General features: G+C 36.5%; 26 protein-coding genes. 16 read left to right on the plus strand and 10 right to left on the minus strand.

Annotated elements, in window-relative coordinates:
- Positions 1-45: 45 nt before the first annotated feature.
- Both GTK57_RS10730 and GTK57_RS10735 read right to left on the minus strand, forming a co-directional pair.
- Complete coding sequence (locus GTK57_RS10730) at positions 46-831, minus strand: DUF2071 domain-containing protein (RefSeq protein WP_163123423.1); 786 nt, start codon at positions 829-831, stop codon at positions 46-48.
- A gap of 109 nt (positions 832-940) precedes the next feature.
- A complete protein-coding gene (locus GTK57_RS10735; protein WP_152875140.1) occupies positions 941-1720 on the minus strand; it encodes a ferredoxin--NADP reductase in 780 nt (259 codons plus the stop codon).
- A 104-nt stretch (positions 1721-1824) separates the two neighbouring features.
- On the opposite strand from GTK57_RS10735, the gene tsaA reads away from it, so the two are divergent.
- From tsaA to GTK57_RS10760, 5 genes are all read left to right on the plus strand, one after another.
- Positions 1825-2547, plus strand: a complete 723-nt coding sequence (gene tsaA / locus GTK57_RS10740) for a tRNA (N6-threonylcarbamoyladenosine(37)-N6)-methyltransferase TrmO (protein WP_152875176.1) — start codon at positions 1825-1827, stop codon at positions 2545-2547.
- A 67-nt stretch (positions 2548-2614) separates the two neighbouring features.
- Complete coding sequence (locus GTK57_RS10745) at positions 2615-4372, plus strand: GspE/PulE family protein (protein WP_163123426.1); 1758 nt, start codon at positions 2615-2617, stop codon at positions 4370-4372.
- An 84-nt stretch (positions 4373-4456) separates the two neighbouring features.
- The gene (locus tag GTK57_RS10750) at positions 4457-4813 is read left to right on the plus strand and encodes a NirD/YgiW/YdeI family stress tolerance protein (RefSeq protein ID WP_163123429.1); all 357 of its coding nucleotides are present in this window, start codon (positions 4457-4459) and stop codon (positions 4811-4813) included.
- A gap of 111 nt (positions 4814-4924) precedes the next feature.
- The gene (locus GTK57_RS10755; RefSeq protein WP_163123432.1) at positions 4925-5587 is read left to right on the plus strand and encodes a response regulator transcription factor; all 663 of its coding nucleotides are present in this window, start codon (positions 4925-4927) and stop codon (positions 5585-5587) included.
- Positions 5588-5589: 2 nt separating this feature from the next.
- A complete protein-coding gene (locus GTK57_RS10760) occupies positions 5590-6933 on the plus strand; it encodes a sensor histidine kinase (protein ID WP_163123435.1) in 1344 nt (447 codons plus the stop codon).
- A gap of 132 nt (positions 6934-7065) precedes the next feature.
- On the opposite strand, the gene hemP is transcribed toward GTK57_RS10760, so the two are convergent.
- A complete protein-coding gene (hemP, locus tag GTK57_RS10765; protein ID WP_152875135.1) occupies positions 7066-7233 on the minus strand; it encodes a hemin uptake protein HemP in 168 nt (55 codons plus the stop codon).
- A 141-nt stretch (positions 7234-7374) separates the two neighbouring features.
- On the opposite strand from hemP, the gene GTK57_RS10770 reads away from it, so the two are divergent.
- Complete coding sequence (locus GTK57_RS10770) at positions 7375-8274, plus strand: NUDIX domain-containing protein (RefSeq protein ID WP_163123438.1); 900 nt, start codon at positions 7375-7377, stop codon at positions 8272-8274.
- A 41-nt stretch (positions 8275-8315) separates the two neighbouring features.
- On the opposite strand, the gene GTK57_RS10775 is transcribed toward GTK57_RS10770, so the two are convergent.
- Both GTK57_RS10775 and mrcB read right to left on the minus strand, forming a co-directional pair.
- A complete protein-coding gene (locus tag GTK57_RS10775; protein ID WP_163123441.1) occupies positions 8316-8867 on the minus strand; it encodes a tetratricopeptide repeat protein in 552 nt (183 codons plus the stop codon).
- A gap of 10 nt (positions 8868-8877) precedes the next feature.
- Positions 8878-11265, minus strand: coding sequence for a penicillin-binding protein 1B (gene mrcB, locus GTK57_RS10780; RefSeq protein WP_163123444.1), 2388 nt, complete (start codon positions 11263-11265; stop codon positions 8878-8880).
- 188 nt (positions 11266-11453) lie between these two features.
- Here mrcB and GTK57_RS10785 point away from each other — a divergent pair, with 188 nt between their 5' ends.
- A complete protein-coding gene (locus GTK57_RS10785) occupies positions 11454-12362 on the plus strand; it encodes an NAD(+) kinase (protein WP_199287343.1) in 909 nt (302 codons plus the stop codon).
- Entirely contained in the window at positions 12359-12622 is a 264-nt protein-coding gene (locus GTK57_RS10790; RefSeq protein ID WP_152875126.1) for a YeaC family protein, read from the plus strand. Before GTK57_RS10785 ends, GTK57_RS10790 begins: the two co-directional genes overlap by 4 nt.
- 106 nt (positions 12623-12728) lie before the next feature.
- Here GTK57_RS10790 and GTK57_RS10795 read toward each other — a convergent pair whose 3' ends face one another.
- The 3 genes from GTK57_RS10795 to GTK57_RS10805 all read right to left on the minus strand — a co-directional run bounded on the left by GTK57_RS10795 (position 12729) and on the right by GTK57_RS10805 (position 15185).
- Complete coding sequence (locus GTK57_RS10795) at positions 12729-13286, minus strand: DUF2799 domain-containing protein (RefSeq protein ID WP_152875125.1); 558 nt, start codon at positions 13284-13286, stop codon at positions 12729-12731.
- A 224-nt stretch (positions 13287-13510) separates the two neighbouring features.
- A complete protein-coding gene (locus tag GTK57_RS10800; protein ID WP_163123448.1) occupies positions 13511-14512 on the minus strand; it encodes a glycosyl transferase family protein in 1002 nt (333 codons plus the stop codon).
- A 154-nt stretch (positions 14513-14666) separates the two neighbouring features.
- The gene (locus GTK57_RS10805; RefSeq protein ID WP_152875122.1) at positions 14667-15185 is read right to left on the minus strand and encodes a type 1 glutamine amidotransferase domain-containing protein; all 519 of its coding nucleotides are present in this window, start codon (positions 15183-15185) and stop codon (positions 14667-14669) included.
- A gap of 426 nt (positions 15186-15611) precedes the next feature.
- Here GTK57_RS10805 and pheA point away from each other — a divergent pair, with 426 nt between their 5' ends.
- The 5 genes from pheA (at position 15612) to GTK57_RS10830 (ending at position 21268) form a co-directional block, all read left to right on the plus strand.
- The gene (gene pheA / locus GTK57_RS10810; RefSeq protein WP_163123451.1) at positions 15612-16721 is read left to right on the plus strand and encodes a prephenate dehydratase; all 1110 of its coding nucleotides are present in this window, start codon (positions 15612-15614) and stop codon (positions 16719-16721) included.
- A gap of 70 nt (positions 16722-16791) precedes the next feature.
- Positions 16792-17883 (plus strand): histidinol-phosphate transaminase, encoded by a 1092-nt coding sequence (gene hisC, locus GTK57_RS10815; RefSeq protein WP_163123454.1) that lies wholly within the window; start codon positions 16792-16794, stop codon positions 17881-17883.
- 3 nt (positions 17884-17886) lie between these two features.
- Positions 17887-20136: a bifunctional prephenate dehydrogenase/3-phosphoshikimate 1-carboxyvinyltransferase gene (locus GTK57_RS10820; protein WP_163123457.1), complete on the plus strand. Its 2250-nt coding sequence runs from the start codon at positions 17887-17889 to the stop codon at positions 20134-20136.
- A gap of 115 nt (positions 20137-20251) precedes the next feature.
- The gene (locus tag GTK57_RS10825; protein ID WP_152875118.1) at positions 20252-20620 is read left to right on the plus strand and encodes a hypothetical protein; all 369 of its coding nucleotides are present in this window, start codon (positions 20252-20254) and stop codon (positions 20618-20620) included.
- Positions 20621-20656: 36 nt separating this feature from the next.
- Positions 20657-21268, plus strand: a complete 612-nt coding sequence (locus tag GTK57_RS10830) for an FMN-binding negative transcriptional regulator (RefSeq protein ID WP_152875116.1) — start codon at positions 20657-20659, stop codon at positions 21266-21268.
- Positions 21269-21317: 49 nt separating this feature from the next.
- Here GTK57_RS10830 and GTK57_RS10835 read toward each other — a convergent pair whose 3' ends face one another.
- A complete protein-coding gene (locus GTK57_RS10835; RefSeq protein ID WP_152875114.1) occupies positions 21318-21950 on the minus strand; it encodes an alpha/beta hydrolase in 633 nt (210 codons plus the stop codon).
- A 125-nt stretch (positions 21951-22075) separates the two neighbouring features.
- Here GTK57_RS10835 and yaaA point away from each other — a divergent pair, with 125 nt between their 5' ends.
- Together yaaA and GTK57_RS10845 are read left to right on the plus strand one after the other, a co-directional pair.
- Entirely contained in the window at positions 22076-22855 is a 780-nt protein-coding gene (yaaA, locus tag GTK57_RS10840; RefSeq protein WP_163123460.1) for a peroxide stress protein YaaA, read from the plus strand.
- Positions 22856-22879: 24 nt separating this feature from the next.
- A complete protein-coding gene (locus tag GTK57_RS10845) occupies positions 22880-23500 on the plus strand; it encodes an HD domain-containing protein (RefSeq protein ID WP_163123463.1) in 621 nt (206 codons plus the stop codon).
- Positions 23501-23580: 80 nt separating this feature from the next.
- On the opposite strand, the gene GTK57_RS10850 is transcribed toward GTK57_RS10845, so the two are convergent.
- A complete protein-coding gene (locus GTK57_RS10850; protein WP_152875109.1) occupies positions 23581-24063 on the minus strand; it encodes an FKBP-type peptidyl-prolyl cis-trans isomerase in 483 nt (160 codons plus the stop codon).
- A 235-nt stretch (positions 24064-24298) separates the two neighbouring features.
- Here GTK57_RS10850 and GTK57_RS10855 point away from each other — a divergent pair, with 235 nt between their 5' ends.
- Positions 24299-25120, plus strand: coding sequence for a PhzF family phenazine biosynthesis protein (locus tag GTK57_RS10855; RefSeq protein ID WP_152875107.1), 822 nt, complete (start codon positions 24299-24301; stop codon positions 25118-25120).
- The last annotated feature ends 93 nt before the right edge of the window (positions 25121-25213 follow it).

Consider the following 25213-nt stretch of genomic DNA (forward strand, 5'->3'; position numbering starts at 1 on the left):
ATGATCTAAGAAATAAAAAACCGAGCTAAAACGCTCGGTTTTTAGTTATAAAACTGTAGGCGGAAGATAAATTGTGAATTCATTTATCGGCTCAATAAGTACACTATAAGGTTCGAGTTGATCTTCAAAACTGACTAAGCCTAAACGTTCCAATAGCTCAAATTTTGCATGTATAAGTTTTGCAGGTTTTGGTTTTAAACGATCGTGCCAGACTCTATAAGTTCCTAATTTGCCATCTAAGCGATGATAAAATCCTGCAAGGGGATGAGTTAAAAACACTTGATAGGTTTCTTGATTTGGAAAGCCTTCGAATTGCCATGGATCTGTTTCAGCTTGTTCTAAATGAACTTCGGATGTAGCCCAATCGCATAACGTTTTCATTTTGTATTGTGAATAAAGACCTTCTTTATTTTGAATACAGTCGAACTTAATAGATGCTTTATACCAGGGCAATTGCCATATATATCGAGGGACAGCAACTGTCCATGAATCTAAAGTTGTGCCAATAAACCAAACACACCGTTCCTGTGTTGTTTGATCTATCACATAAACACGATAATTTGTTTGTCCCATTGTAAAATTGGGAAAAGGATAAACTGCCGAAGTAAAATCAATATCTATAAAGGGTACAACAGACATGAGCGCACAAGTTTTACCTTGGTATTCAATAGTGTCTAATTTAAAGCGTTTAGGAATAATATTTTCAAAACGAAGAGGATCAATGGCATAAGTAATTAAAGCAAAATGTTGAAGGCTACAATTCACATCTATGCCCTTAGGTTTTGGACGAGGATGTAAGTAATGTTCAAAACTAAGCGTTGGAAATGTCATGATGTCTTATATTCTTTCTATTTGTGTATTTTTCATTCTATGCAAAAACAAAAATATCGTCCAATAAAAAACCGAGCAATTCAGCTCGGTTTTCAGATTCTAAAGAATTTTATTTTTCAACGAATGCACGTTCAATCACGTAATCGCCTAGAACACCCATCTTCGGTGATTCTTTAAGACCGTGTTGGTCAAGAAGCGCAGCAACGTCATCAAGGAAAGCAGGGCTACCACAAAGCATTGCACGGTCAGTTTCAGGGTTAAAACGAGGTAAACCAATTTTCTCGAATAAATCACCTGTTTCAATAGCCGTTGTTACACGTCCTTGCGTATGGAAATCTTCACGGGTAACCGTTGGGTAGTACACTAATTTTTCTTTAGCGCCCAATTCACCAAAGAATTCGTGATTTGGGATTTCATTTTCAATTAAATCTTGATAAGCCAATTCTGAAACAAAACGCGTACCGTGAACAACAATGATTTTTTCAAAGCGTTCATAGGTTTCAGGGTCACGAATTGTAGAAAGGAAAGGCGCAAGACCAGTACCTGAAGAAAGAAGGTACAAGTTTTTACCTGGGTTTAAGTCATCTAGAACCAAAGTACCTGTAGGTTTTTTAGAAACTAAGATTTCATCGCCCACTTTAACTTTTTGTAAAATAGAAGTTAAAGGACCATCTGGCACTTTAATAGAGAAGAATTCGAGTTCTTCTTCATAGTTGGCACTAGCAATAGAATAAGCACGCATTAAAGGCTTGCCATTTACTTCAAGACCAATCATTACAAATTGTCCGTTTTTAAAACGCAATGCAACATCACGAGTCGTTTTAAAAGAGAATAAAGTGTCATTCCAGTGGTGGACGTGAGTAATCTTTTCGACGTTGAAAGCAGCCATTAAAGGTCTCAATAATTATCAAATTAGAACAGCTTGCTATTCTAATCTAAAATCATTCTCGATAAACTGAATATATTTAATTGAGCTTATCAGAAAAAGTGATTATGACTGGTCTAAAAATGCCAATAATTGGTTATATGAAGTCTCCCTACACAGAAAAATTTGGTATTCCACGTCAGCCAAATTTGGTTCAAATCGAATCTTATGTAGAAATGATCGCGCCTTATAATGATTTATTGGCGTTTGAGGGGATTGAAGAATTTAGTCATCTTTGGCTCATTTGGCAGTTTCATGATAATAAAAATCAACAAGATAGCGAAAAATTTAGACCACAAGTGCGTCCACCACGCTTAGGCGGAAATAAGAAAATTGGCGTGTTTGCAACGCGGAGTATGTACAGACCTTCACCTATGGGACTGTCTGTAGTCAAACTGAATAAAGTAGAAAAAGTAGGGAAGTCCGTTCGTGTATATGTCACAGGAAGTGATTTACTCAATGACACACCTATTATAGATATTAAACCTTATATTCAATATTCAGATGCGGTTTTAGATGCAAAAAGTGGTTATGCGCAAGATGAGCCTCAACGTAAAACTGTAATTTGGAGTGCTGATGCAAAAAATCAGCAAGAAAATGCGTTAAAACAAAACAAAATTACACTGCAATTGATCAATGAGTTAGAACAAGTTCTAAGTTTAGACCCACGACCTGCATATCAGGAAGATCCAACTCGAATTTATAAAATGCGTTTTGCAACATTTGATGTGTCTTTTCAAGTCAATGATGAGCACATCATGGTCTTAAAAATTGATTGTGAGTCGACGTAAAACAAATGAAAAGCATCTGTAGAGTTTAAGAATTTGCTATAGTGGTCGCAGTTTTGGGGAAAACGTTATGACATTTAACTTTGAAATTGATACCACTTGGTGCTTAGAACAATTATTAAAAGATGGACGGATTACAGAGCGTGATCGTGGCTTAATTCAAACCACACATCGTCAAAGAAATCAGTTGAAGTGGCATGCTTTACAATGGATTGCCAATTTTAATTTGAACGATCAGGTGCATCCCCAATCAACTTTAACGCTGAATCGTTTATGTCAGTGGCTTTCGGAAAAATCTGCACTGCCTTTTTATATTATCGATCCGCTTAAAGCAGATGTAACAGCATTAACAGCAGTGATGTCGCAAGAGTTTGCATTACGAAATCGTATTCTTGCGGTTGAAGTGAGTGCAAATGAAGTCTTAATTGCAACCGATCAGCCTTATCAAAAAGAATGGATTTCCAATTTAGAAAGCAGTTTATCACCCAAAAAAATCAAACGTGTTTTATTAAACCCAGAACAACTACAACGCTACATTATTGAATATTATCAAGTGAGCCGTGCTGTTTCAGGTTCACAAAAATCATCAGCTTATGAACGTGATAACAAAGGCGTAGAAGCACTTTTACAATTGGGCGATACACAAAATCCCGATGCAAATGATCAACACATTGTGAAATTGGTCGATTGGGTTTTACAGTTTGCTTTTGAACAAGGTGCAAGCGATATTCATTTGGAGCCACGTAAAGGCGAGGGGAAAATTCGTTTTCGTATAGATGGCGTGTTACATACGGTTTATAACATGCCTGCAAATACGCTTATGGCAGTTATTTCTCGGATTAAAATTTTAGGTCGAATGAATGTTGCGGAAAAGCGTAAACCGCAAGATGGACGCCTAAAAACTCGTACCCCAAAAGGGCAAGAAACAGAATTACGTTTAGCAACTTTACCCACTGCATTTGGTGAAAAGCTTGTTATGCGTATTTTTGACCCAGATGTTTTGGTGCGTAATTTCAAACAGCTTGGTTTTGAAGGGCATTTGCTTGAAAGTTGGAAAGCGTTAACCACACATAGTCACGGTATTATTTTAGTCACAGGACCTACAGGTTCGGGTAAAACCACCACCTTATATTCGACCTTAAAACAGCTTGCAACCGATCAAGTCAATGTATGTACTATTGAAGATCCCATTGAAATGTTAGAACCAAGTTTCAATCAAATGCAGGTGAATACAGGAATCGATTTAGGCTTCGCAGATGGTGTGCGTGCTTTAATGCGTCAAGATCCTGACATTATTATGGTTGGGGAAATACGCGACCAAGATACTGCGAATATGGCAATTCAGGCGGCATTAACAGGTCATTTGGTTTTATCTACATTACATACAAACGATGCGCCATCAAGCTTAACGCGTTTGCACGATTTAGGTGTTCAGCCCTTTTTAACAGCTGCAACTATTCTAGGCGTTTTAGCACAGCGTTTAGTGCGAACACTTTGTCCACATTGTAAAACTGAAACTTTTATCAATGATCAGGAATGGAAGCATCTTGTTGCAGATTATCCAATTGCTATGCCTGAATTTGTTTTTAAAGCTGTAGGCTGTGAAGAATGTCGTCATACCGGCTATAAAGGACGAGTAGGTATTTATGAGTTCTTGCCTTTAAGCTTAGATATGAAGCATTTAATTGGTACAAATGCCACCTTAAATGATGTTCGTGCCCAAGCGAAAAAAGAGGGAATCGAACCTTTACGTGTTGCAGGTGCTAGAAAAGTGATGGCGGGTTTAACCACATTAGAAGAAGTACTTCGCGTTGTACCCTTAAATTAAAATATTTTTCATCTTAAGATTCACCTCATATTCGTTTGTTTTAATGACTTCATTGAAAAGACACAACAACATATGAGGCTGAAGATGAAAACATTAGCGAAAACAATTTTAATGGTTGCTGCAATGAGCGGTGCATCTGTTGCAATGGCGAATACAGCAGTTAATCAGCAAGCATTTAATAAAGCCGTAACCGTAAAACAAGCATTAAGCATGGAAGATGATGCAAAAGTGCAATTGAAAGGTTATGTGGTTAAATCTGTTGGTGATGAAAAATACGAATTTCGCGATCAAACAGGTTCAATTACAGTCGATATTGATGATGAACTTTGGATGGGTAAAGCAATTTCTGCGAAAACACCTGTTGTTATTATCGGTGAGGTAGATATTGACTACAAACCGATGAAACGCGTTGAAATTGATGTAGATGCTGTGAAATTTTAATTTCATATTTACAATAAAAACCACATGAACGCATGTGGTTTTTTCATATAAGCTCTAACCATAAAGACATCTACTCAAACACGGCACATTTAAAATTTTATAGGGTGGTTTATGCGAATTTTATTGGCGGAAGATGATCATTCACAAGCTGAAAGCATAAAAACATGGTTAGAGATGGATGGTTATACTGTCGATTGGGTAGAGCGTGGTGATTATGCAATTTTGGCAATAGAACAACATGAATATGATTGTTTGTTATTAGATCGAGGTTTACCTCAAGCAACGGGCGATGAAATTTTAAAAGTAACGCGGCAGAAAAAGTCGAATATTCCTGTGATTTTTTTAACAGCTAAAGACAGTATTCAAGACCGTGTAGATGGATTAGATTTAGGTGCAAATGATTATTTGGTTAAACCTTTTAGCCTTGAAGAATTGTCCGCACGAGTAAGAAGCCAATTACGTCAAAAGCAAACAGTTGCAACATCGACTATTCAATTTGCAAATTTGGAACTCGATGTACAAGCTAAGCAGTTAAAACAAGATGGTTGTGTCATCGATTTAACCGCGAAAGAATTTCAAATATTAAATAAACTCATGCAGAACCCAACTCATATTGTCACTCGTGAACAATTAGAAGAATCTTTATATGCATGGGGAGATGAAATAGAAAGTAATGCAATTGAAGTATTTATCTACCAAATTCGTAAAAAAATAGGCAGTCATTACATTAAAACTGTACGTGGTTTGGGCTACAGAATGAGTCAGGACGTATAAGCATGGCAACAGTACAGCGCACCGTTTCTTTGCAAAAAAAATTAGTCAAAAGCTCAATTTTAGGCTCAGTTATTGCGGGACTTATTGCGTTCTTATTATTGCTTGGTATATCCATTTATCAAACCATGAGCGTACAAGATGAGATTATGGATGAAATCTCAGATATGCTTTTAATTACAGATATTTCCAATGTTTCAGGTTCTCAGCTTGATGAACTAAGTGAAGAATTTGAAATTCAATATCAATTGAAACATCAAAATCAATTGCTTACACAATCTGAAGATTTTAATTCGGCATTTTCTAATTTATCGCAAAGCAATAAAAATAAAGATTACGATTTTATTTGGCATGACCATCAATTGTGGCGTACGTATATTCAGTCCGATCATGATATGGTGAGCTTTGTTATTCAGCCTATAAAATATCGCCTGAAAGATTTACTGAATACTTTCGTTATTTATTTAGCAATTCTTTTGTTGTTATGGGCTATTCAGTGGATTTTTATTCATTTTACTCTCAAGCATCAGTTTAAAAGTTTTAACTTACTGACCAAGCAGATTTCTGAAAAAAGTGCAGATGATTTAGCACCTATTCAGCATAGACCTGTTGAATTTCAAGAACTACAGCCGATGATTCATCAATTGAATCAATTGTTGGCGCGCTTGCAACAATCTTTAGCAGCAGAGCAACGCTTTACCGCAGATGCTTCACATGAGTTACGTTCACCCTTATCTGCCATTCAAATGCGCTTGCAGCTTTTAAATCGAAAATATGCAGCAGATGAAGTCATTCAAAAAGACTTAAAACAAATTCAGCAAGATGTAAGTCGAGGGACTTTGGTTTTAGAAAACTTGTTATTGCTTGCACGTTTAGATCCGAGCAAGACCAATGATTTACCAAAATCGAAGACAAATTTAAAGACACTCATTGAAGATGTCATTCATGCGTTAAAACCATTTATAGATGAAAAACAGATAAAAATTCACGCGGATATTTCATCTAATATTCAGCCGAACATGAACAAAGAACTTATTTTTACATGTGTTCGAAATGTTGTAGACAATGCTATTCGTTATATTCCTGTGAATGGTGAAATTAATATTCAAGTGAACGAGCTTAGTCATCAAGTTGAAATTATCATTATAGACAATGGAAATAGCGTTACCGATGAAACAATTCAGCGTTTAGGTGAACGGTTTTATCGCGCATTGGGAACAAAAACCACTGGCTCAGGTTTGGGGCTTTCAATTTGTCAGAAAATTATAGAGTTGCATCAAGGTGATATTGAGTTTATTAAAAATGAACATTGTGGCTTAACGGTGAAAATTTACTTATCGACTTCATGAGTAATTTCACTAAATATTTATAATTTATGACTTTGTTGTATCAATCATTATTTTGAGTATGTATAAATTAAAAAAGCAGTATGCGCTGATACATACTGCTTGTTCCCACGCTTATTATTATTTTGGTGTTTATTATTTTGTGAGAATTAGACGATTATTACGTGTTAAGCGTAAGCGGTATTCTTCCCCAGCATGCATAATTCTAATTTCACGGCCTAAAGAAAATAAATTATTTGAATGTAACATTGGTAGTGAATGAGCTGTTTCGTTACGAGTGAATAGGCTAAATGGTGCGTTCATTTTGTCAACTCCGTGGTGTGTGGTGAACGATTTAAATGATAATCATTATCGAATAGGCCTGTCAATGTATATTTAAAAAATTTATGAAATACTTTAAATCGCTTACACTTCATTACCTGAAATATAGGAAAGGATAAATTCATGTCAAAGCCTAATCTTGATGTTGCAATTGGTATTCTGGTGCATCAAAACCAAATTTTGGTTGGATGGAGAGCCGCAAATCAGCATCAAGGAAATAAACATGAATTTCCTGGTGGAAAGGTTGAAGCAGGGGAAACGCCTGTGGAAGCGTGTCGTCGTGAAATTTTTGAAGAAGTGGGCTTAAATATAAAAAGTTGGAGCCAATTCGATTTTATTCGTCATGAATATGATGATGTGATCGTGCAGCTACATTTTTTTATTAGTGATGTATCTACAGAACAAAGCCAAAAAATTGCAGCGCCGTGGATGTGGGTATCACGTGAAAAATTAGTTGAATTAAATTTCCCTAAAGCCAATGCGACCATTGTAAAGCGCCTTTATTGGCAACGCTTTATTAAAATTAGTGAAGATTTATCTGTTTTAAATGATTTGGCGAGTGATCGTTTATTGTATTGGCGTACCAATACAACAGAAAATATGAATGAGGTTTTGGCTGAATATAGCGTGGAAAAACTGGCTAAACTCATCGTGAATATTGAAGTTTGGAATAAATTGACAGATCTACATCAAAATGCCATTCAGACTATTCATCTCAAGCAAAATCAACTTTTACAGTTACATCAGAAAGATTTAATTCGCTCAAAAAGATATATTGTGGCCTGTCATAATTTAGAAGCTTTACAACATGCAGCGCAAATTGGTTCCGATGCTGCATTTTTAAGCCCTGTATTGGCAACCCAAACACATCCTGATGTACAAGGCTTAGGATGGCAAACTTTCGCTGATATGGCGTCTCAAGTGAATATGGTGGTATATGCGTTAGGTGGATTATCACCAAATCATTTAGATGAAGCCATCAAACATCATGCTTATGGTGTTGCGGGAATTAGAAGCTTTTAATCTGTATTTTTATTATTCGAAGATTGAAAATGCATTAAAGTCTAAAGTGACTTTAATGCATTTTTTGCCTCTAAAACGGCTTTTGTATTATTTTGCTTTTGCGCAGCACGTTTAATAGTCAACCAAAGTTGGCGCTTCATTGTGTTGGTTTGCGCAAAGCTCAGACCACGTCTTGCCAAAGATTCTGCATTTTTCGTATTATTTTTTTCTAAAGAAATGAGCGATAAATACAAATAAGTATCGGCAGATTGTGGGGCAAGGCGTTGAGCTTGAAGAATAAGACCTTCAGCTTTATTGAACTGACCTGCGTTATAGCTTGTTTTGGCTTGGCTCATTAAACTTTTATAAGCAGGTAATGACTCACCATCTTCCAACTTTTGTTTGTTATTCGATGAGGGAGGGGCTGTATGTAATTTCTCCCGTTTAATTTCATCTAGCTCATACGTTTTAATAACGACGCCATGCTCATTTCGGTATTCTTTGACCTGAGGCTTAGATGCAGATTCAGCTTTTTTAGGCTCAGGTTTAGACGGTAAATTTTGACAACCGACTAAACCTAGAACAACACATGTAGCAATCGAAAATTTATACATTGAACAACCTTTAATTTAAAAATCCACCGCTAGAAATAACACGTCCACCATTTTCATCCGTGCTATCACTCTCGCGAATGAGATTTTCAATACTGTCAGATTCTTCAGTATTTTCATCGTTCATTTGCGTATTAGAGTTGTAAGATGCGCCAGTATCATAATAAGGCAATCCACATTCAGTTGCCTGACTTGGCGCTTTATTTCGTAGAACAGGAACATGCATTGCACCTTCGCAATTTGGTGCAGATAAATAACCCGAATAGCGATCTAACCATAACCATTGAACATCATCTGGTTGGCGTAAATTCACAGGTTTTTGACGAAGCTGTTTCATTACATTTGACCACACAGGAAGTGCGCCTGTAGAGCCTGTTAACCCTGTAACTGCATTGTCATCTAAACCTAGCCAAACGACAGTGGCATAATTACCTGAATAGCCTGCAAACCAAGAGTCGCGGGTATCGTTTGTTGTGCCAGATTTACCTGCAAGTTTTAAAGCAGGCGATAAAGATGCATTTGCAGAACGGCCCGTACCTGAGGCAATAACTTGTTGTAAACCGTAATTCAACATATATGCAGAAGATGGATTCATGGTTTGTTGAACCGTTAAGCTGTAACGATCTAGTAAACGACCTTTTGCATCCACAACCGTACGAATAGACTTCACAGGATATTGGAAACCGCCAGTTGCGAAGTTGTTATAAATACCAAGAACTTCTAAAGGTGATAAATCTACAGCACCTAAGAAAGTTGATGGATAACTTGGAATTTTATTACCATCGATACCAAATTTCATGAGTTGGTTGCGGAAACTACTTACACCAAATTCTTGACCTAAACGAACCGCAGAAAGGTTATAAGAGTTTGCAAGCGCTTGAACCATAGGAACTACGCCATGTTCACCACCACTATAGTTTTTCGGTGTCCAATTTTTACCATTTGAAGGAATGCTAATGTAGCTGTCTTCAATTTGACTTGCCCAATTATAACGACCCGAGTCTAAAGCATTGAGGTAAATAATAGGCTTTAATAATGAGCCAACTTGGCGTTTCGCATCTAATGCACGGTTAAAGCCAGTAAAGTCTTGAGTTGAACCTACAGCAGCAACAAGTTCTCCATTTTCAGGATGTGTAATGACAACAGCACCTTGAAGATCTTTTAAGCGTTTAGGATTTCCGTTTGCTAAACGAGCAACAGAAGATTTAAACGCATTTTGAACATTGGTCTGAGCAACAGGGTCTAGCGTGGTGAAAATACGAAGACCTTGATTGGTTAAATCGCTTTCTTGGTATTCTGCACGTAATTGGCGACGCACGATGTCCATGAAATCTGGGAAGCGTGAAGGCCCTAAAGTTGGCTTATCAATGACATTGAGTGGGCGAGCAACTTCAGTGTCATATTGAGTTTCTGTTAAATAGCCCATCACTAGCATATTATTTAGAACAATATTACGACGTTTAAGCGCACCTTCAGGGTTTTTCCATGGGTTAAATAAACTTGGTCCCTGAACTAAACCGACTAAATACGCTTGTTGGGCAATATTCAATTCACGAAGGGGCATACCAAAGTAAAATTGTGCTGCCAAACCATAACCATTAATAGAATAGCTACCATTTTGACCTAAATTCACTTCATTTAAGTAGGCTTCTAAAATTTCATTTTTATCGTAGTGAAGCTCAATGAGAATAGCCATTAAAGCTTCATTTACTTTACGCTTTAAAGTTCTTTCAGGAGATAAATAGAAGTTTTTAACCAATTGCTGAGTGAGCGTTGATCCGCCCTGACGTTTACCACCCGTCACATTACTCACAAGTGCGCGAGCTGTACCACGAATAGAAATACCGTGATGGCTATAGAAATTGCGATCTTCTGTTGCAATTAATGCTTGAATCAGTGGTTTTGGTACTTTGTCTAATTTTGTAAGTACACGATCTTCATTGTGCTGAGGGTAAATACCACCAATGAGCATAGGCTCTAAACGTGCAATACCTGTTGAAGAGGGTTTTGTTGCACTCACTTCAGAAATATTATTTTCATTAAATGAAATTTTTAAAATTTGCTCAGGTTCAACACTATCGCCAAAATCGAAGCCACGCGTATGTACATAAACAGAATTACCTGAATTTGTGTAATTACCTGTTTTTGTATAGTTATCTGAGTTTTTATAACCCAAGAAATTTAATTCTTGAAGAAGGTCTTGCTGGCTAACGGGGGCATTGCTATAAATTTCTAAAGGACGAGCAAAAACCTTTGCAGGAATATCCCATCGATTTCCTTCGAATTTGTCACGAACAATGTTATCCATACGAATCAAGTAGATACTGAAAGCTACAAATAAGCCGATAACAACAATACAAAAAAGAAGGGCAAATATGCCAATGCCACGTTCAGACTTCATATATCAGAATTAAATATTAGTAAATTACGCTAATCATGCGAAGCTTTTAATCAATTTGCAATGATTAATATGTTTATAAACACAAAAAACTCATGTATTACTGAGATAAATTTCTCGTCCTAATTTTTTTTAAATCTTCTGTGATAGTGATATTATAGATAACGAATCGTAGTGGAGCGATATCGCTGGTGCAAATTTCACATAAGAATTTTCGTAACATTGGTTTAATTGGACGTCCCGATAAATCTTCAGTTGTAGAAACTATTAGTCTTATTCATGACCATTTAATTAGTATTGGTCTACATCCAGTTTTTGACTCGGAAACTGCCGAGCTTGTACCGTATAAAAATACGCAAACTGTGAGTCGTGCTTTACTTGGTGAAGTGGTCGATTTGGTGATTGTGGTTGGTGGTGATGGTTCATTACTACATGCTGCACGTGCTTTAGTAAAATTTAATACGCCTGTGATAGGCGTAAACCGTGGTCGTTTAGGCTTTCTAACCGACATCAAACCTACTGAAGTGATCTTTAAACTCGATCAGGTTTTAAAGGGTCAATTTCAGTTAGATCGTCGTTTCCTTTTTGAAATGGAAGTGCGTTCAAAGGGTGAAATTATTTATGAAGCCATTGCACTGAATGATGTTGTTTTGCACGGTAAAACCGTACATATGATTGATTTCGATTTAAGTATTGATGGTCAGCATGTGTATCGTCAGCATAGCGATGGTTTAATTGTTTCTACGCCAACAGGTTCAACCGCATATGCTTTATCGGGCGGTGGACCAATTTTACATCCGAGTATGGATGCAATTGCACTTGTACCTATGCATCCGCATACATTGTCTTCTCGGCCCATTGTAGTGGGTGGACAAAGCGAAATTAAAATTGAAGTTCGTGAAAACCGTGTGATGCCAATGGTCAGTGCCGATGGTCAACAAAGTGTTTCATTGGGTGTAGGTGATACGTTACATATCCGTAAACATCCTTATAAATTAAATTTACTCCATCCACCAGGATACGACTTTTATATGGCTTGTCGTACCAAGTTAGGATGGAATCAAGATTTTGAATCTTTGCAACAACAGGATGAATCATGAATATTGAACAAATGCTAGCGGTACTCGATCCTGAAATTGTTGGTCGTTTAAAAACTGCAATTGAAATTGGTAAATGGCCAAATGGTGTTGTATTAACGAAAGAACAACGTCAAATTTGTATGCAAGCAGTTTACGCATGGGAAATGAAAAATCTTCCTGAAACAGAGCGTAGTGGTTATATTGATCGTGGTACGAAAGAAGAAGATGAACATTGCGATTCACATGTTGAAGAAGAGTTTAAACCGATTCGTTTTGTTTAATCAAAATCTTTGAATTGATGATTCAATTAAGCAAAAAAGCCCGATATTTAATCGGGCTTTTTTGTGAATGATGGATTTAAAAAGTGATTTTAATTAGAAAAGTAAGTTACCAAGAGTCCAGATTTTTTGCTCTTTTAAAGCGTTCCATTCTATCTTCTGCATCATAGAAATTTCTCATAATACGGCCACGTTTGTTTTCTAAACTACTCAAGCTACTTTTATAGGACTTTTTAAGATCTTCTTTAATATCTTTGTTTTCTAGTAATTTTTCATAACGATCAATTTCTTTAAGTAATGATTTTTTTTCATCCTTTGCTTTGTAGTAAGCATAACTAACATCAGAATATGGTTTTAAATATGAATGTTCGTCGGCAGGGCAAATGGTGTAATTGCCACTTCCGTAAAGACCTCGATCAAAAATATTTTGAGGGGTGCAGTAGAGTTTTAATCCTGCATCATAACCTGTGTCATAACGGCTCTGATTTGGGACAATATTTCCTTTGGCACATGCTTTGGTATAACGTGCAAATCTTAATTTATCGTATCCGCGTGAAGCATCGTTATAACCAACATCTTCCCAGTGAGCAACCTTACATTCCTCAATACTCATTGCTGAACAACCGCTAAGTAAAAGAATGAAGCTGAATAAAGTAATTAATTTCATTTTAAATATATAAATACGTTTTTATGAGTTTCGTTAATTATTTTAAATGTTATGTGAATTTCATAGTGATATTGATGGCCGGTTTCTACAATTTAAAAAATTAAACAAACATAATGATCGTTGAAAAATCATGCACTTTCCATTAAGGAGATTGAAAATCATTTGCATTTAATTTGAGTGATTTTCAATCCTTTTATGATTCAGTCATTCAAATAATGTATTCATTACTTAATAAAACGACTATTCCAAAGTTCTTTTGCTTTATCCATTGCATCTCCAAAATTTGAACAAGCTTGCATGGTATATAAAGCAATGCCCATGGTTTCTACAACAGCAATTTCGCCATATTCATGATGTTGTTTACCATCCCAAACCGCTTTAAAGATATCTAAATTCAGCTCTTCTTCGGTTGGGCTACGGTTATCTGTTAATTTTGGTAATTCGTATTCGTATAATTCACCATTATGAATGCCACAAATTAAAGTTTTCGCATCTGGATTACGCTCAAACTCACCACCTTCACCTTTAATCACTGCGCTATTTTTATAGCCTAATTGAAATGCAGCTTGTTGATGTGAACTTCTATAAGCAGGATGAAAAATTGCTTGCATAGTCGCTTTTGCATTAAATGGATTAATTAAGCGTGCAAGCGTATGAATAGGTGAGCGAAGTCCCATTACATTTCTCAGGTTAATTAAATCACTTAAAATAGGCGAAATAACCTCGAGTGGTAAATAAGCAAAGTTTTTTTCTTGAAGTTGTGTTTCAACATCATCGGAATTCTGGCAAATAGGAAATTCTAAGAATTCTAAAACTTGTTCTGTATATAAACGATTTATTGTGTGCCCAGAAGCACCATGCATCACTACTTTATAGCCATGTTTTGCAAGTGTGAGTGCTGCAAGTAAAAACCAAGGGTAGTGCTTACGTTTACCTGCATAAGATGACCAATCTAAATCGACATCCAAAGGTTTGAAGTTAAGCTGATCTTTAGTGGCTTGCACAAAGCCTGTAAGTTCATCGACAGATTCTTCTTTTACCCGAAGCAACATTAAAAATGCGCCAAGTTGAACATCTAAAACTTCATCTTTTAGAATCATTGAGAAAGCTTGATAGGCTTCATCATAAGTCAGCGAACGTGCACCATTTTTACCTTTACCAATAATACGAACAAATTGTGCAAATGGATGTTCAAAGTCTTTGTAAAGATTGCGTTTGGTATTCATGTCACTCACTATCATTCAAAAAAGCATGCTCAATATGCCATATTTTAGAAATAAAAAAAGGAAGCATGTGCTTCCTTTTTAAGAAAACTGAAAATTAGTCTAATTTTACAGATTCAGGATTTTATCCATAAAAATAGCTTTCGCTCTTTTTATTTTATAGACGAAGTACGTTTAGGCTTTCTTTAATGAATGCATTCAAGTCGGCTTGTGAGCGAGAGGTAATATATAAATTATTGTCATTCACGACAGCTTGATCTAAATAAACTGCACCTGCCTCAATCACCTCAGATGAAATCTGTTCATGTGTGGTGAGCCTGCGACCTTTAATGACATTGGCATCTATAAGTAAAAGTGGTCCATGACAAATACAAAAAATGGGCTTATATAAATTGGCAAAATGACGAACGAAATTAATAAATCTTTCATCTAAACGAAGGTGTGATGGTGATTGCCCACCAGGAATCAGTAATGCATCAAAATCGTGTGCAGAAACATCATCAATACTTTTATCTATCGTCATACTATGTTTGTATTTTTTCCCATAAATCACATGACCTGCGTGCGTATTAATATTGGTAATAGTGTGATGTGCCGCTCTAAATGCTTCTACAGGCTCAGAATATTCATCATCTGCAAATTGATGGCTGACTAAAACAGCGATTCTTTTTGACATTATTATTCCTCGAATTGCTTAGTGCTAAACACGTTGAATCTATTTTTAGCAAAAAATGGGAATGCTTTTGTAGTAAATACGTGATTAAAGTGTTTAATGTAAAAATTATAATTATTTTTCAATAAATTAATTTTTATAAGTTGGCTTAAATCTAAGTTTTAGTCAATATGTTGAATATATTTTTTATCACATGAAATCGTCATAATTTAGATAGAGTTATCACTTAAACTTCTAATATTCATAAAACCTTTTCAATATACAAACAGCTTGATTTAATGAATGATATTGAGAGCTAAAAAGACAATAATTGGTGAAAACTTCAACTGTGTAAATTTAAGGCTGAATAAAGCAAAGTCTTATTGCACAACAATTGAAAGCTAACTATTGTTATACTGTCGAAAACTTGTTTTTAAGGGCATCATAACAATGATCAACGACGATCAAAACACAACTACTTCTCTTGATTTAGGCAAAATTCGTGAGGATATTGATTCTGTAGACCAACAGCTTCAACAACTCATTAATCGTCGTGCAAAATTAGCTGAAGCCGTTGCTAAAGCAAAATTTGCATCTGAAGAGAAACCTTTGTTTTACCGTCCTGAACGTGAAGCGCAAGTTTTGCGTAATGTTATGGAGCGTAATGAAGGACCTTTATCTGATGCGACAATGGCGCGTTTATTCCGCGAAATTATGTCTGCATGTTTGGCTTTAGAAGCACCGCAAAGCATTGCATTTTTAGGACCTGTAGGAACTTATACGCATTCAGCGGTTCTTAAGCATTTTGGTCAAGATGCTGTGGTTCGTCCATTACCAACAATTGATGAAGTATTCCGTGAGGTAGAAGCGGGAAGTGCTCATTATGGTTTAGTGCCTGTAGAAAACTCATCTGAAGGTGTGGTTAACCATACTTTAGATTGTTTCAAATCTTCTCATTTAAATGTGATTGGTGAAGTTGAACTTCGTATTCATCATCAATTTTTAGTGTCTGAAAATACACGTAAAGACAGCATCAAACAAATTTATGCACATCAACAAACTTTGGCGCAATGTCGTGGCTGGTTAGATGCGCATTACCCTGGTGTTGAACGTGTTGCTTTAAGTTCGAATGCAGAGGCTGCGCGCCGTATTCGTAACGAATGGCATTCGGCAGCAATTGCATCTGAAATTGCTGCAAATATTTATAATTTAGAAACCTTGCACAGCAATATTGAAGATAACCCAGAAAATACAACACGTTTCTTGGTGATTGGTCGTGAAAAAGTGCCACAAAGTGGTAATGATAAAACATCATTATTGGTGTCGGCTCATGACCGTGCAGGTGCTTTACTTGAAATTCTTGCTCCATTTGCGAAGCATAATCTTAGCTTAACCAGTATTGAAACACGTCCTGCACTCCCTGAAAAATGGGCTTATGTATTCTTTATTGACTTAGAAGGTCATATTGAACAAGACAATGTAAAAGCGGCAATTGAAGAAATTCGTCCATTGGTGAAAGAAGTGCGTGTTTTAGGTTCTTATCCAATTGCAGTTTTATAAGATTACATCTGTGGTTAATGTCTAGGGGAGATTAGCCACAACCATCACCTGAAATATTTGGAAGTGTAAAATGACGTTTGTTCCAGCCAATGAAGGCATTGCAAAGTTAAATCCGTATCAACCAGGTAAGCCAATTAGCGAGCTTGAACGTGAGTTAGGTTTAACAGATATTGTCAAATTAGCGTCAAATGAAAACCCTTTAGGTTGCTCTGATAAAGTGAAAGAAGCTGTTGCTGCTGAATTGTCGGAAATTGGACGTTATCCAGATGGTGGTGGTTTTATTTTAAAAGACCAAGTTCAAAAGCAATTTGGTGTTGCGCATAACCAAATTACTTTGGGTAATGGCTCAAACGATTTACTTGAAATTTTTGCACGTGCATTTGTATCTTCAAACGATTCTGTGGTGTATAGCCAACATGCATTTGCTGTGTATGGTTTAGTGACTCAAGCCATTAATGCAGAAGCCATTGAAGTACCTGCAAAAGGTTTTTCACATGACTTAGATGCAATGGTCACAGCAATTAAAGACAATACAAAATTGATCTTTATTGCAAATCCAAATAACCCAACAGGAACTTGGTTTGAAGAAGCAGAATTTGAAGCATTCATGCAAAAAGTTCCTGCAAATGTCATTGTTGTGCTAGATGAAGCTTATGTGGAATATTTTCCTGAAAACTTCAATAGCTTAAAATTCTTAGCGAAATATCCAAACTTAATTGTTAGCCGTACCATGTCTAAATGCTTTGGTTTGGCAGCACTTCGTGTTGGTTTTGCTTTGGCTTCTGTAGAAGTGACAGATTTTTTAAACCGTATTCGTCAGCCATTTAACGTGAATCATCTTGCAATGGTTGCTGCAGTTGCTGCACTAAAAGATGAAGATTTCATTGAAAAATCACGTGTAGTGAATAAAGCAGGTATGGCGCAACTTGAAGCAGGCTTTAAAGGTTTAGGTCTAAGTTATGTGCCATCACGTGCCAACTTTATTTTAGTTGATGTTCAGGCAGATCCTGCACAAACGTTTAATGCCTTATTAAAACAAGGTGTCATTGTTCGCCCTGTTGGAATTGCAAATCATCTTCGTGTATCTATTGGTACAGAAGCTGAAAATGCAAAATTCTTAACAGCATTGGCGAAAGTACTCAGTTTAGAGGCTACAGCGTAAAATATGTCTTTGCCACTGTTTGAAAAAGTTGCGTTTATTGGACTTGGGTTAATTGGCTCAAGTCTTGCTCGTGTGATTGTTGCTGAAAAATTAGCGAATCAAATTGTTGCGTCTACACGTTCGCAAAAAACCTTAGATGATGCAAAAGCCCTTGGTTTAATTCAAGAGGGCTATACCAACCCAATTGATGCCGTTCAAGGTGCAGATTTAGTCGTTTTAGCTTTGCCTGTACGTGCAACACAAAAAGTGCTTGAAATTATTCAGCCGTATTTGTCTGCAAAAACCATTATTACCGATGTCGGTAGTACCAAGGCAAATGTGGTTGAAGCTGCAAAAGCAGTTTATGGTGATGAATTGCCTGAAGGTTTTGTTCCGGGGCATCCTATTGCAGGTTCGGAACATACAGGTGTACATGCAGGTAAAGTCGATTTATTTGCCAACCATAAAGTCATTTTAACGCCTTTACCAAGCAGCGCAAATTGGGCAATTGATAAACTTGTAACGCTGTGGCAAGCCTCAAAAGCAGAAGTGATTTGCATGGATGTTGAAAAGCACGATGAAGTGCTTGCGCATACCAGTCATCTTCCGCATTTGATGGCATTTAACTTAGTAGAACAGCTTGCTAATAGAGAAGATAACCTAGATATTTTCCGTTATGCCGCAGGTGGATTCCGTGATTTTTCTCGAATTGCGGCAAGTGATCCACAAATGTGGCATGACATATTTTTTGCCAATAAAAAAGCCATTTTAAATGCCGTAGATGGCTTTGAAAAACAATTGGCAACCATACGTAAACTTATTGAAGATGAAGACTCGCAAGCACTGATGGGCTTGTTAGGGCATGCGCAGGCCGCGCGACAGCATTTTAATCATATGCTCGCAAATAGACCATTGATGGAGAAAAAGAAAGTGACGACACAGCAATTTACAATATTACCAGGCAAGAAAAATTTCCAAGGTAAATTTAGCGTGCCAGGCGACAAATCTGTGTCACATCGTTCTATCATGTTTGGTGCTATTGCAGAAGGCACAACGCATGTCACAGGTTTTCTTGAAGGTGAAGATGCACTTGCAACACTTCAAGCATTCCGTGCGATGGGTGTGAGTATCGAAGGTCCTAAAAATGGTGAAGTGACCATTCATGGTGTGGGCATGCAAGGCTTAAAAGCTCCTGTAGGCGCACTGTATATGGGTAACTCAGGCACATCTATGCGTTTACTTTCAGGGATGTTGTCTGCACAAAAATTTGATTCTGTAATGACGGGTGATGCATCACTGACTAAACGTCCAATGGAGCGTATTGCAAAACCATTACGTGAGATGGGTGCTTTATTACAAACCACGGGTGATCGTGGGACACCGCCTGTTTCAATTACAGGTGGTCAGCAGTTAAAGGGTATTCACTACAATTTACCGATGGCTTCCGCGCAAGTGAAATCAGGTATTTTGTTGGCAGGTTTATGGGCAGAGGGCGAAACTGTTGTCACAGAGCCAGAGCCAACACGTGACCATTCAGAACGTATGCTTCGTGCATTTGGTTACGATGTCAAAACTGAAGGCAACCGTATTTCACTGCAAGGTGGTGGCAAGTTAACGGCAACTGAAATTCAAGTTCCATCAGATATTTCATCTGCTGCATTCTTTATGGTTGGCGCTGCAATTACAGAAGGTTCAGATGTAACACTTGAAGCGGTGGGCATTAACCCAACACGTACAGGTATCATCGAAATTCTGAAACAAATGGGTGCAGATATTTCAGTTGAAAATGAACGTATTGCAGGTGGTGAGCCAATTGCAGACATTCGTATTAAAGGTTCTCGTACGTTAAAAGGCATTCATATGCCTGAAGATCAAGTGCCTTTAGCGATTGATGAATTTCCTGCATTATTTGTTGCTGCTGCATGCGCAGAAGGTCAAACAGTACTGACTGGTGCTGCTGAACTTCGCGTAAAAGAATCTGACCGTATTCAAGTGATGGCAGATGGCTTGAAAATTATGGGTATTGATTGCACACCTACCGATGACGGTATCATCATTGAAGGTAAAGGTAAGTCAGGTGAGTGGGATGCTATTTTCACAGGTGGTGAAATTGAATCGCATCATGACCACCGTATTGCGATGAGCTTCTCTATGGCAGGTTTGCGTACTTCAGGTGAAATTAAAATTGTAGGTACAGAAACGGTTGCAACAAGTTTCCCTACATTTACTGAGCTTACTACCCAAGCAGGACTTGCAATTCAAGTCACTGAATAAAATATCATCGTAAAAAACATTCAATTTGAAACAAAACAGCCAAGCTAATGCTTGGCTGTTTTGCATTTATTGCTTATGCTAAAACCATACAACAATAAAGCCTTTGGATAATGTGATGCGTAAACTAAAATTTGTGGCTAATCGTGAAATCAAAAATCAATTAAAAGATTTTAGCGAAGTTCAAACCTATGTTGCCGATTTACTTGCACATGAATTGGTGAATCATGGGTTTGAGACATTGTCACAAAGTGGGGCACAAGTGGCTGTAAGTGTAGATGATCATGCTTTACCGCTTTCAGTGAGCTGTGAATCACGTAGTGAAGATGGTCATTTGGTTTGTGAAATTTCATCTTATCCAGATGAAAATCAAGATTGGTTAGACCGTATTACAGAACAAAGTTTATTAAACCAATTGGCACAAGCAGTAGAAAGTACATTGAAAGATCACGAATCTTTGAGTGAATTTGAATGGAAAAATACGTAATTCTTTAAAGCAATATAAACGTGAGTACTAAACGGAATGTATCTGCCGAAAGTTTTTGAAGAAACAAGGACTGAAATTCTAACGAATTTAATTCAAAAACATGCTTTAGGATGTTTGGTTTTATATGCAGATGGTGAATTAGATGCAAACCATCTTCCTTTTGAATACGATGAAAAGTCACATTCATTATTTGCCCATATAGCAAAAGAAAATCCATTGTATGTCCAATTAAAACAGTCTCAGAATGTATTGGTTGTTTTTAGTATAGATCATGCTTATGTATCGCCAAATTGGTATGCTGGAAAATTAGAACATCATCGAGCTGTTCCTACATGGAATTATGTAGTGATACATGTCAAAGGGATAGCAGAAGTTATTGAGGATGAAAAAACATTAAGAGGTATTTTGGCAAGGTTAACTCGGGAACATGAAAGTAATCAGCCGAAACCTTGGAAAATGTCAGATGCACCGAAAGATTACATTCAAGATCAATTAAGCAAAATTGCTGCTATACGTGTTGAAATCTCAAGTTTAGTGGGTAAGTTTAAACTCAGCCAAAACAGAGGTGTAATTGATCGATTGAATGTCGCAGAGGCATATAAGCAAAAGAATAAAGATGATTTAGCAGGGTTTATTTTGAATAAATGAATCCATAAAAAAACCTCGCAATAAGCGAGGTTTTTTTAATTAAACTTGATTAGCCCAAAGCTAAAAAACGTGACATTGCAATACGCAATTGCTTTAAATATCCTGTAAAGAAATGATTAGCACCTGGTAACACAGTCACTAAATGACGTTGAGGCTTTGCCCATTCAACCATGTCTGCAAGCAACGTGACATCATCTGCCTCACCATGAATAAATAAGATGTCACCTTTAATTGCAGGGGTTACATAGTGGCGTACACCTGCAACTGTTGAAGTAGGTAAACCACATAAAATCATCTGTTTTGCTTGTAATTCAACAGGTAAAGTAGCATAAGCTTTTGCCATAACATGCGCGCCAAAGCTAAAACCACCCGCATAAAATGGTTTACCTACATGTTTTAAGCGTGCATATTGAATGACGTATAATGTATCTTCCGTTTCACCATGACCTTCATCGTGATTACCTTCACTTAAACCAGAATCACGGAAACTAGGACGATAAACAACACAACCGCGTTCAAGATACATTTGTGCTAAAAGAGCAGGAACTTTATGGTGTGGCGTTCCACCTTGTAATGGGTGCGGGTGACAAACAACTGCGAATCCTTTCACTTCACCTTGGGGATAATCAACAAAAACTTCGATTTTACCCACAGAACCTTGAATGAAAATTTGTTCGGACATAGGATAGGGAGTGTATAGCAGGAGAAAGGCGATATTTTACCGATTATGTTTATAAAAAACACAAATTGGCATTAAAATAAACCGACTGTTATAGTCTGATTAGTTACTTTTTGACCAGGTCTTTTATGCTAGCCTTAATATCACCCGCAAAAACATTAGATTACGAAACAACCTTGCCAACAGATCAATATACAATTCCAAGGCTTTTAGATCATTCAGAATTATTAATTCAAGATTGTCAAAAATTATCTGCAACCGATATTGCAAGCTTAATGAGTGTGAGTGAAAAAATTGCAAAATTAAATGTTGATCGTTTTCAAGATTGGCAATCTGATTTTAATTTTTCAAATGCTCGCCAAGCAATTTTTGCCTTTAAAGGTGATGTATATACAGGTTTAGATGCCTATCAATTAACGGATCAGAATATTGAATTTGCACAAAATCATTTGCGAATGTTATCTGGTTTGTATGGTTTATTACGCCCGCTTGATTTAATGATGCCATATCGCTTAGAAATGGGAACGAAGCTTGCAAATGCGCGTGGTCATAACCTGTATGAATTTTGGGGACAGACCATCACCAATTTAATTAATAACGATTTAGCGAAAACTGAATCTGAAATTTTGGTGAATATCGCATCCGATGAATATTATAAATCGGTGAAAGAAAGCAAAATTAATGCAGAAATTATTAAACCTGTTTTCCTGGATCAAAAAAATGGAAAATATAAGGTAATTAGTTTCTATGCCAAAAAAGCACGTGGCTTAATGGCGCGCTATATTATTGAAAATAAAATTGAAAAAGCTGATGATTTAAAATCATTTAATACGGATGGTTATTATTTTGATGCGGATAGTTCATTAAAAGGTGAACTTGTATTTAAACGTGATGAGCAAGTTGCCTGATTTTATATGTGTAGGAATGTTTTCATGATTGATCAGCTTCATCAATTTCAGTTGTATTGGGATGATTTTGCACATCGTTTTAACATAGAAAAAGACAGAAGCTGTACAATTTATGAATATCTTCTAAATGCGTATACGGAACCACATCGTCATTACCATACGGTACAGCATATTATTGAATGCTTAGACCATTTTCAGGAAATAAAGGCTAATTTAAATAGCCCTTTGTTGGTTGAACTTGCTATTTGGTTTCATGATGTTGTTTATGATCCTTTAGCTAAAGATAATGAATTACAAAGTGCAGAAAAAATGAAAGCATTTTTTTCTAATTTTCTTCCTGAGTGTGCAATTGATCAAATTTTTAAATGGATTCTTGCAAGCCAAAAGCATGAATCTTCTAAAGATTCAGATTTAAGTTATTTTCTAGATATTGACCTTGCTATTTTAGGATCGAATGAAAAGCGTTTTTTGGAATATGAAAAGCAGATTGGGGATGAATATATAGCTGTTAAAAAAGAAGTCTATGTATTGAAAAGGGCTAAAGTTTTAGAGCATTTTTATTCCATGGAAATGATTTATAAAACACCTTTTTTTCAAGAGAAGTTTGAAACCAATGCTAAATTAAATTTAGTAAGTTTACTTTGATAAGAAATGCTCAATTCATCAATCAAAGAAAACAAAAAAAGGCAAAGTGAAAACTTTGCCTTTTTTTATTCAATGACAACTTAGTGGTGGTGACCGCCAACGCCATGAACGTGACCGTGTTCTAATTCTTCAGCAGAAGCTTCACGGATTTCAACGATTTCAACTTCGAAAGTTAAATCTTGACCAGCAAGTGGGAAGTTAGCATCAACAATGATGTTGTCGCCTTCAACAGATTTAACAGTAACGATTTGAACACCGTCATCAGTTTGAGCTTGGAACTGCATGCCCGCTTGGATGTTATCAACACCTTGGAACATTTGAGCAGGAACTTCTTGAACTAGGTCTGGGTTGTATTCGCCATAACCTTCAGCAGCAGGAACGTTTACAGTGAATTTTTCACCAACAGTTTTGCCTAAAAGAGCATTTTCAAGACCAGGAATGATGTTACCTGCACCGTGCAAATAGGCAAGTGGCTCACCTTGAGATTGGTCCAGAGTTTCACCCTCTGCGTTAGTCAATGTGTAGTGGAAAGAAACCACAAGATTGTTTGCAATAGCAGTCATGTTATTGATCCAGTCAAATTTTAAGGGTACATCATAAAGCGAAAAGCTAATTATGTAGAATAGAATTGAGCAAAATTCTACATTTTTGTGATGTTTTGATATTTATATGGGCAGTTTAAACAAATTCAATGTCATTTCAATGAATAACTGACAAATTACTGTGATCTTTTACTTTAAGTGAAGAATAATCTAGCTTATTGTTTGGTTATAACACGATTAATATCAGGCACTCATCATGAAAATGTATCAAGTCGATGCTTTTACCACAGAGCTTTTTAAAGGAAATCCTGCTGCTGTTTTAGTTTTAGATTCTTGGTTAGATGAAGCTCTTATGCAAAATATTGCCTTAGAGAATAATTTGGCAGAAACAGCATTTGTAAAAGTAATTGATGATGAAAATTATGAAATTCGTTGGTTTACACCGACCACAGAAGTCGATTTTTGTGGGCATGCCACTTTAGCAAGTAGCTTTGTTTTATTTAAAGATTACACATTAAAAAAGCAAATAAAGTTCCATGTTAAACATTTAGGTATTTTTATTGTTACACAGGCGGATGACGGGAAAATCATGATGAACTTTCCTATTAGACGTGCAGAAAAGCTAGAAAAGTATCCTGAATTACTAGATCAGGCATTTTCGAAGCCATTTAAAAATGTTTATTTAAATGCGCAAGCCTACATAATTGAATATGAAAATGTACAAGACATATTAAATGAAAAGCCAAACTTAGAATTATTAAAAAATCTTGGAAAATTAAGAACAGCAATCACAGCAGATGCATCTGATTTAGATGTTGCAATCACCGCAAATTCAAGCAAATACGATTGTGTCTCACGTTATTTTGCACCTGCAAATGGCATAGATGAAGATCCTGTTACAGGCTCAATTCATACGGGAATTGCACCTATTTGGGCTGAGAAACTAGGTAAAAGTAAAATTTTGGCATATCAAGCTTCAAAAAGAGGTGGCGAGCTTTATTGCGAAATACTCGAAAATGATCGTATAGAAATTTCGGGATATGGAACATTATTTATGAAAGCGGACATTTATATTTAATTTTAGAATTCTTCAGTTAACCACCTTTAAGGTGGTTTTTTTTGTAAAACTTAACAGAGTTTATTTGACTGAAAGATATATTCTGAAGCCTGA

It is taken from the genome of Acinetobacter portensis, from assembly GCF_010646905.1.
GTDB lineage: Bacteria > Pseudomonadota > Gammaproteobacteria > Pseudomonadales > Moraxellaceae > Acinetobacter > Acinetobacter portensis.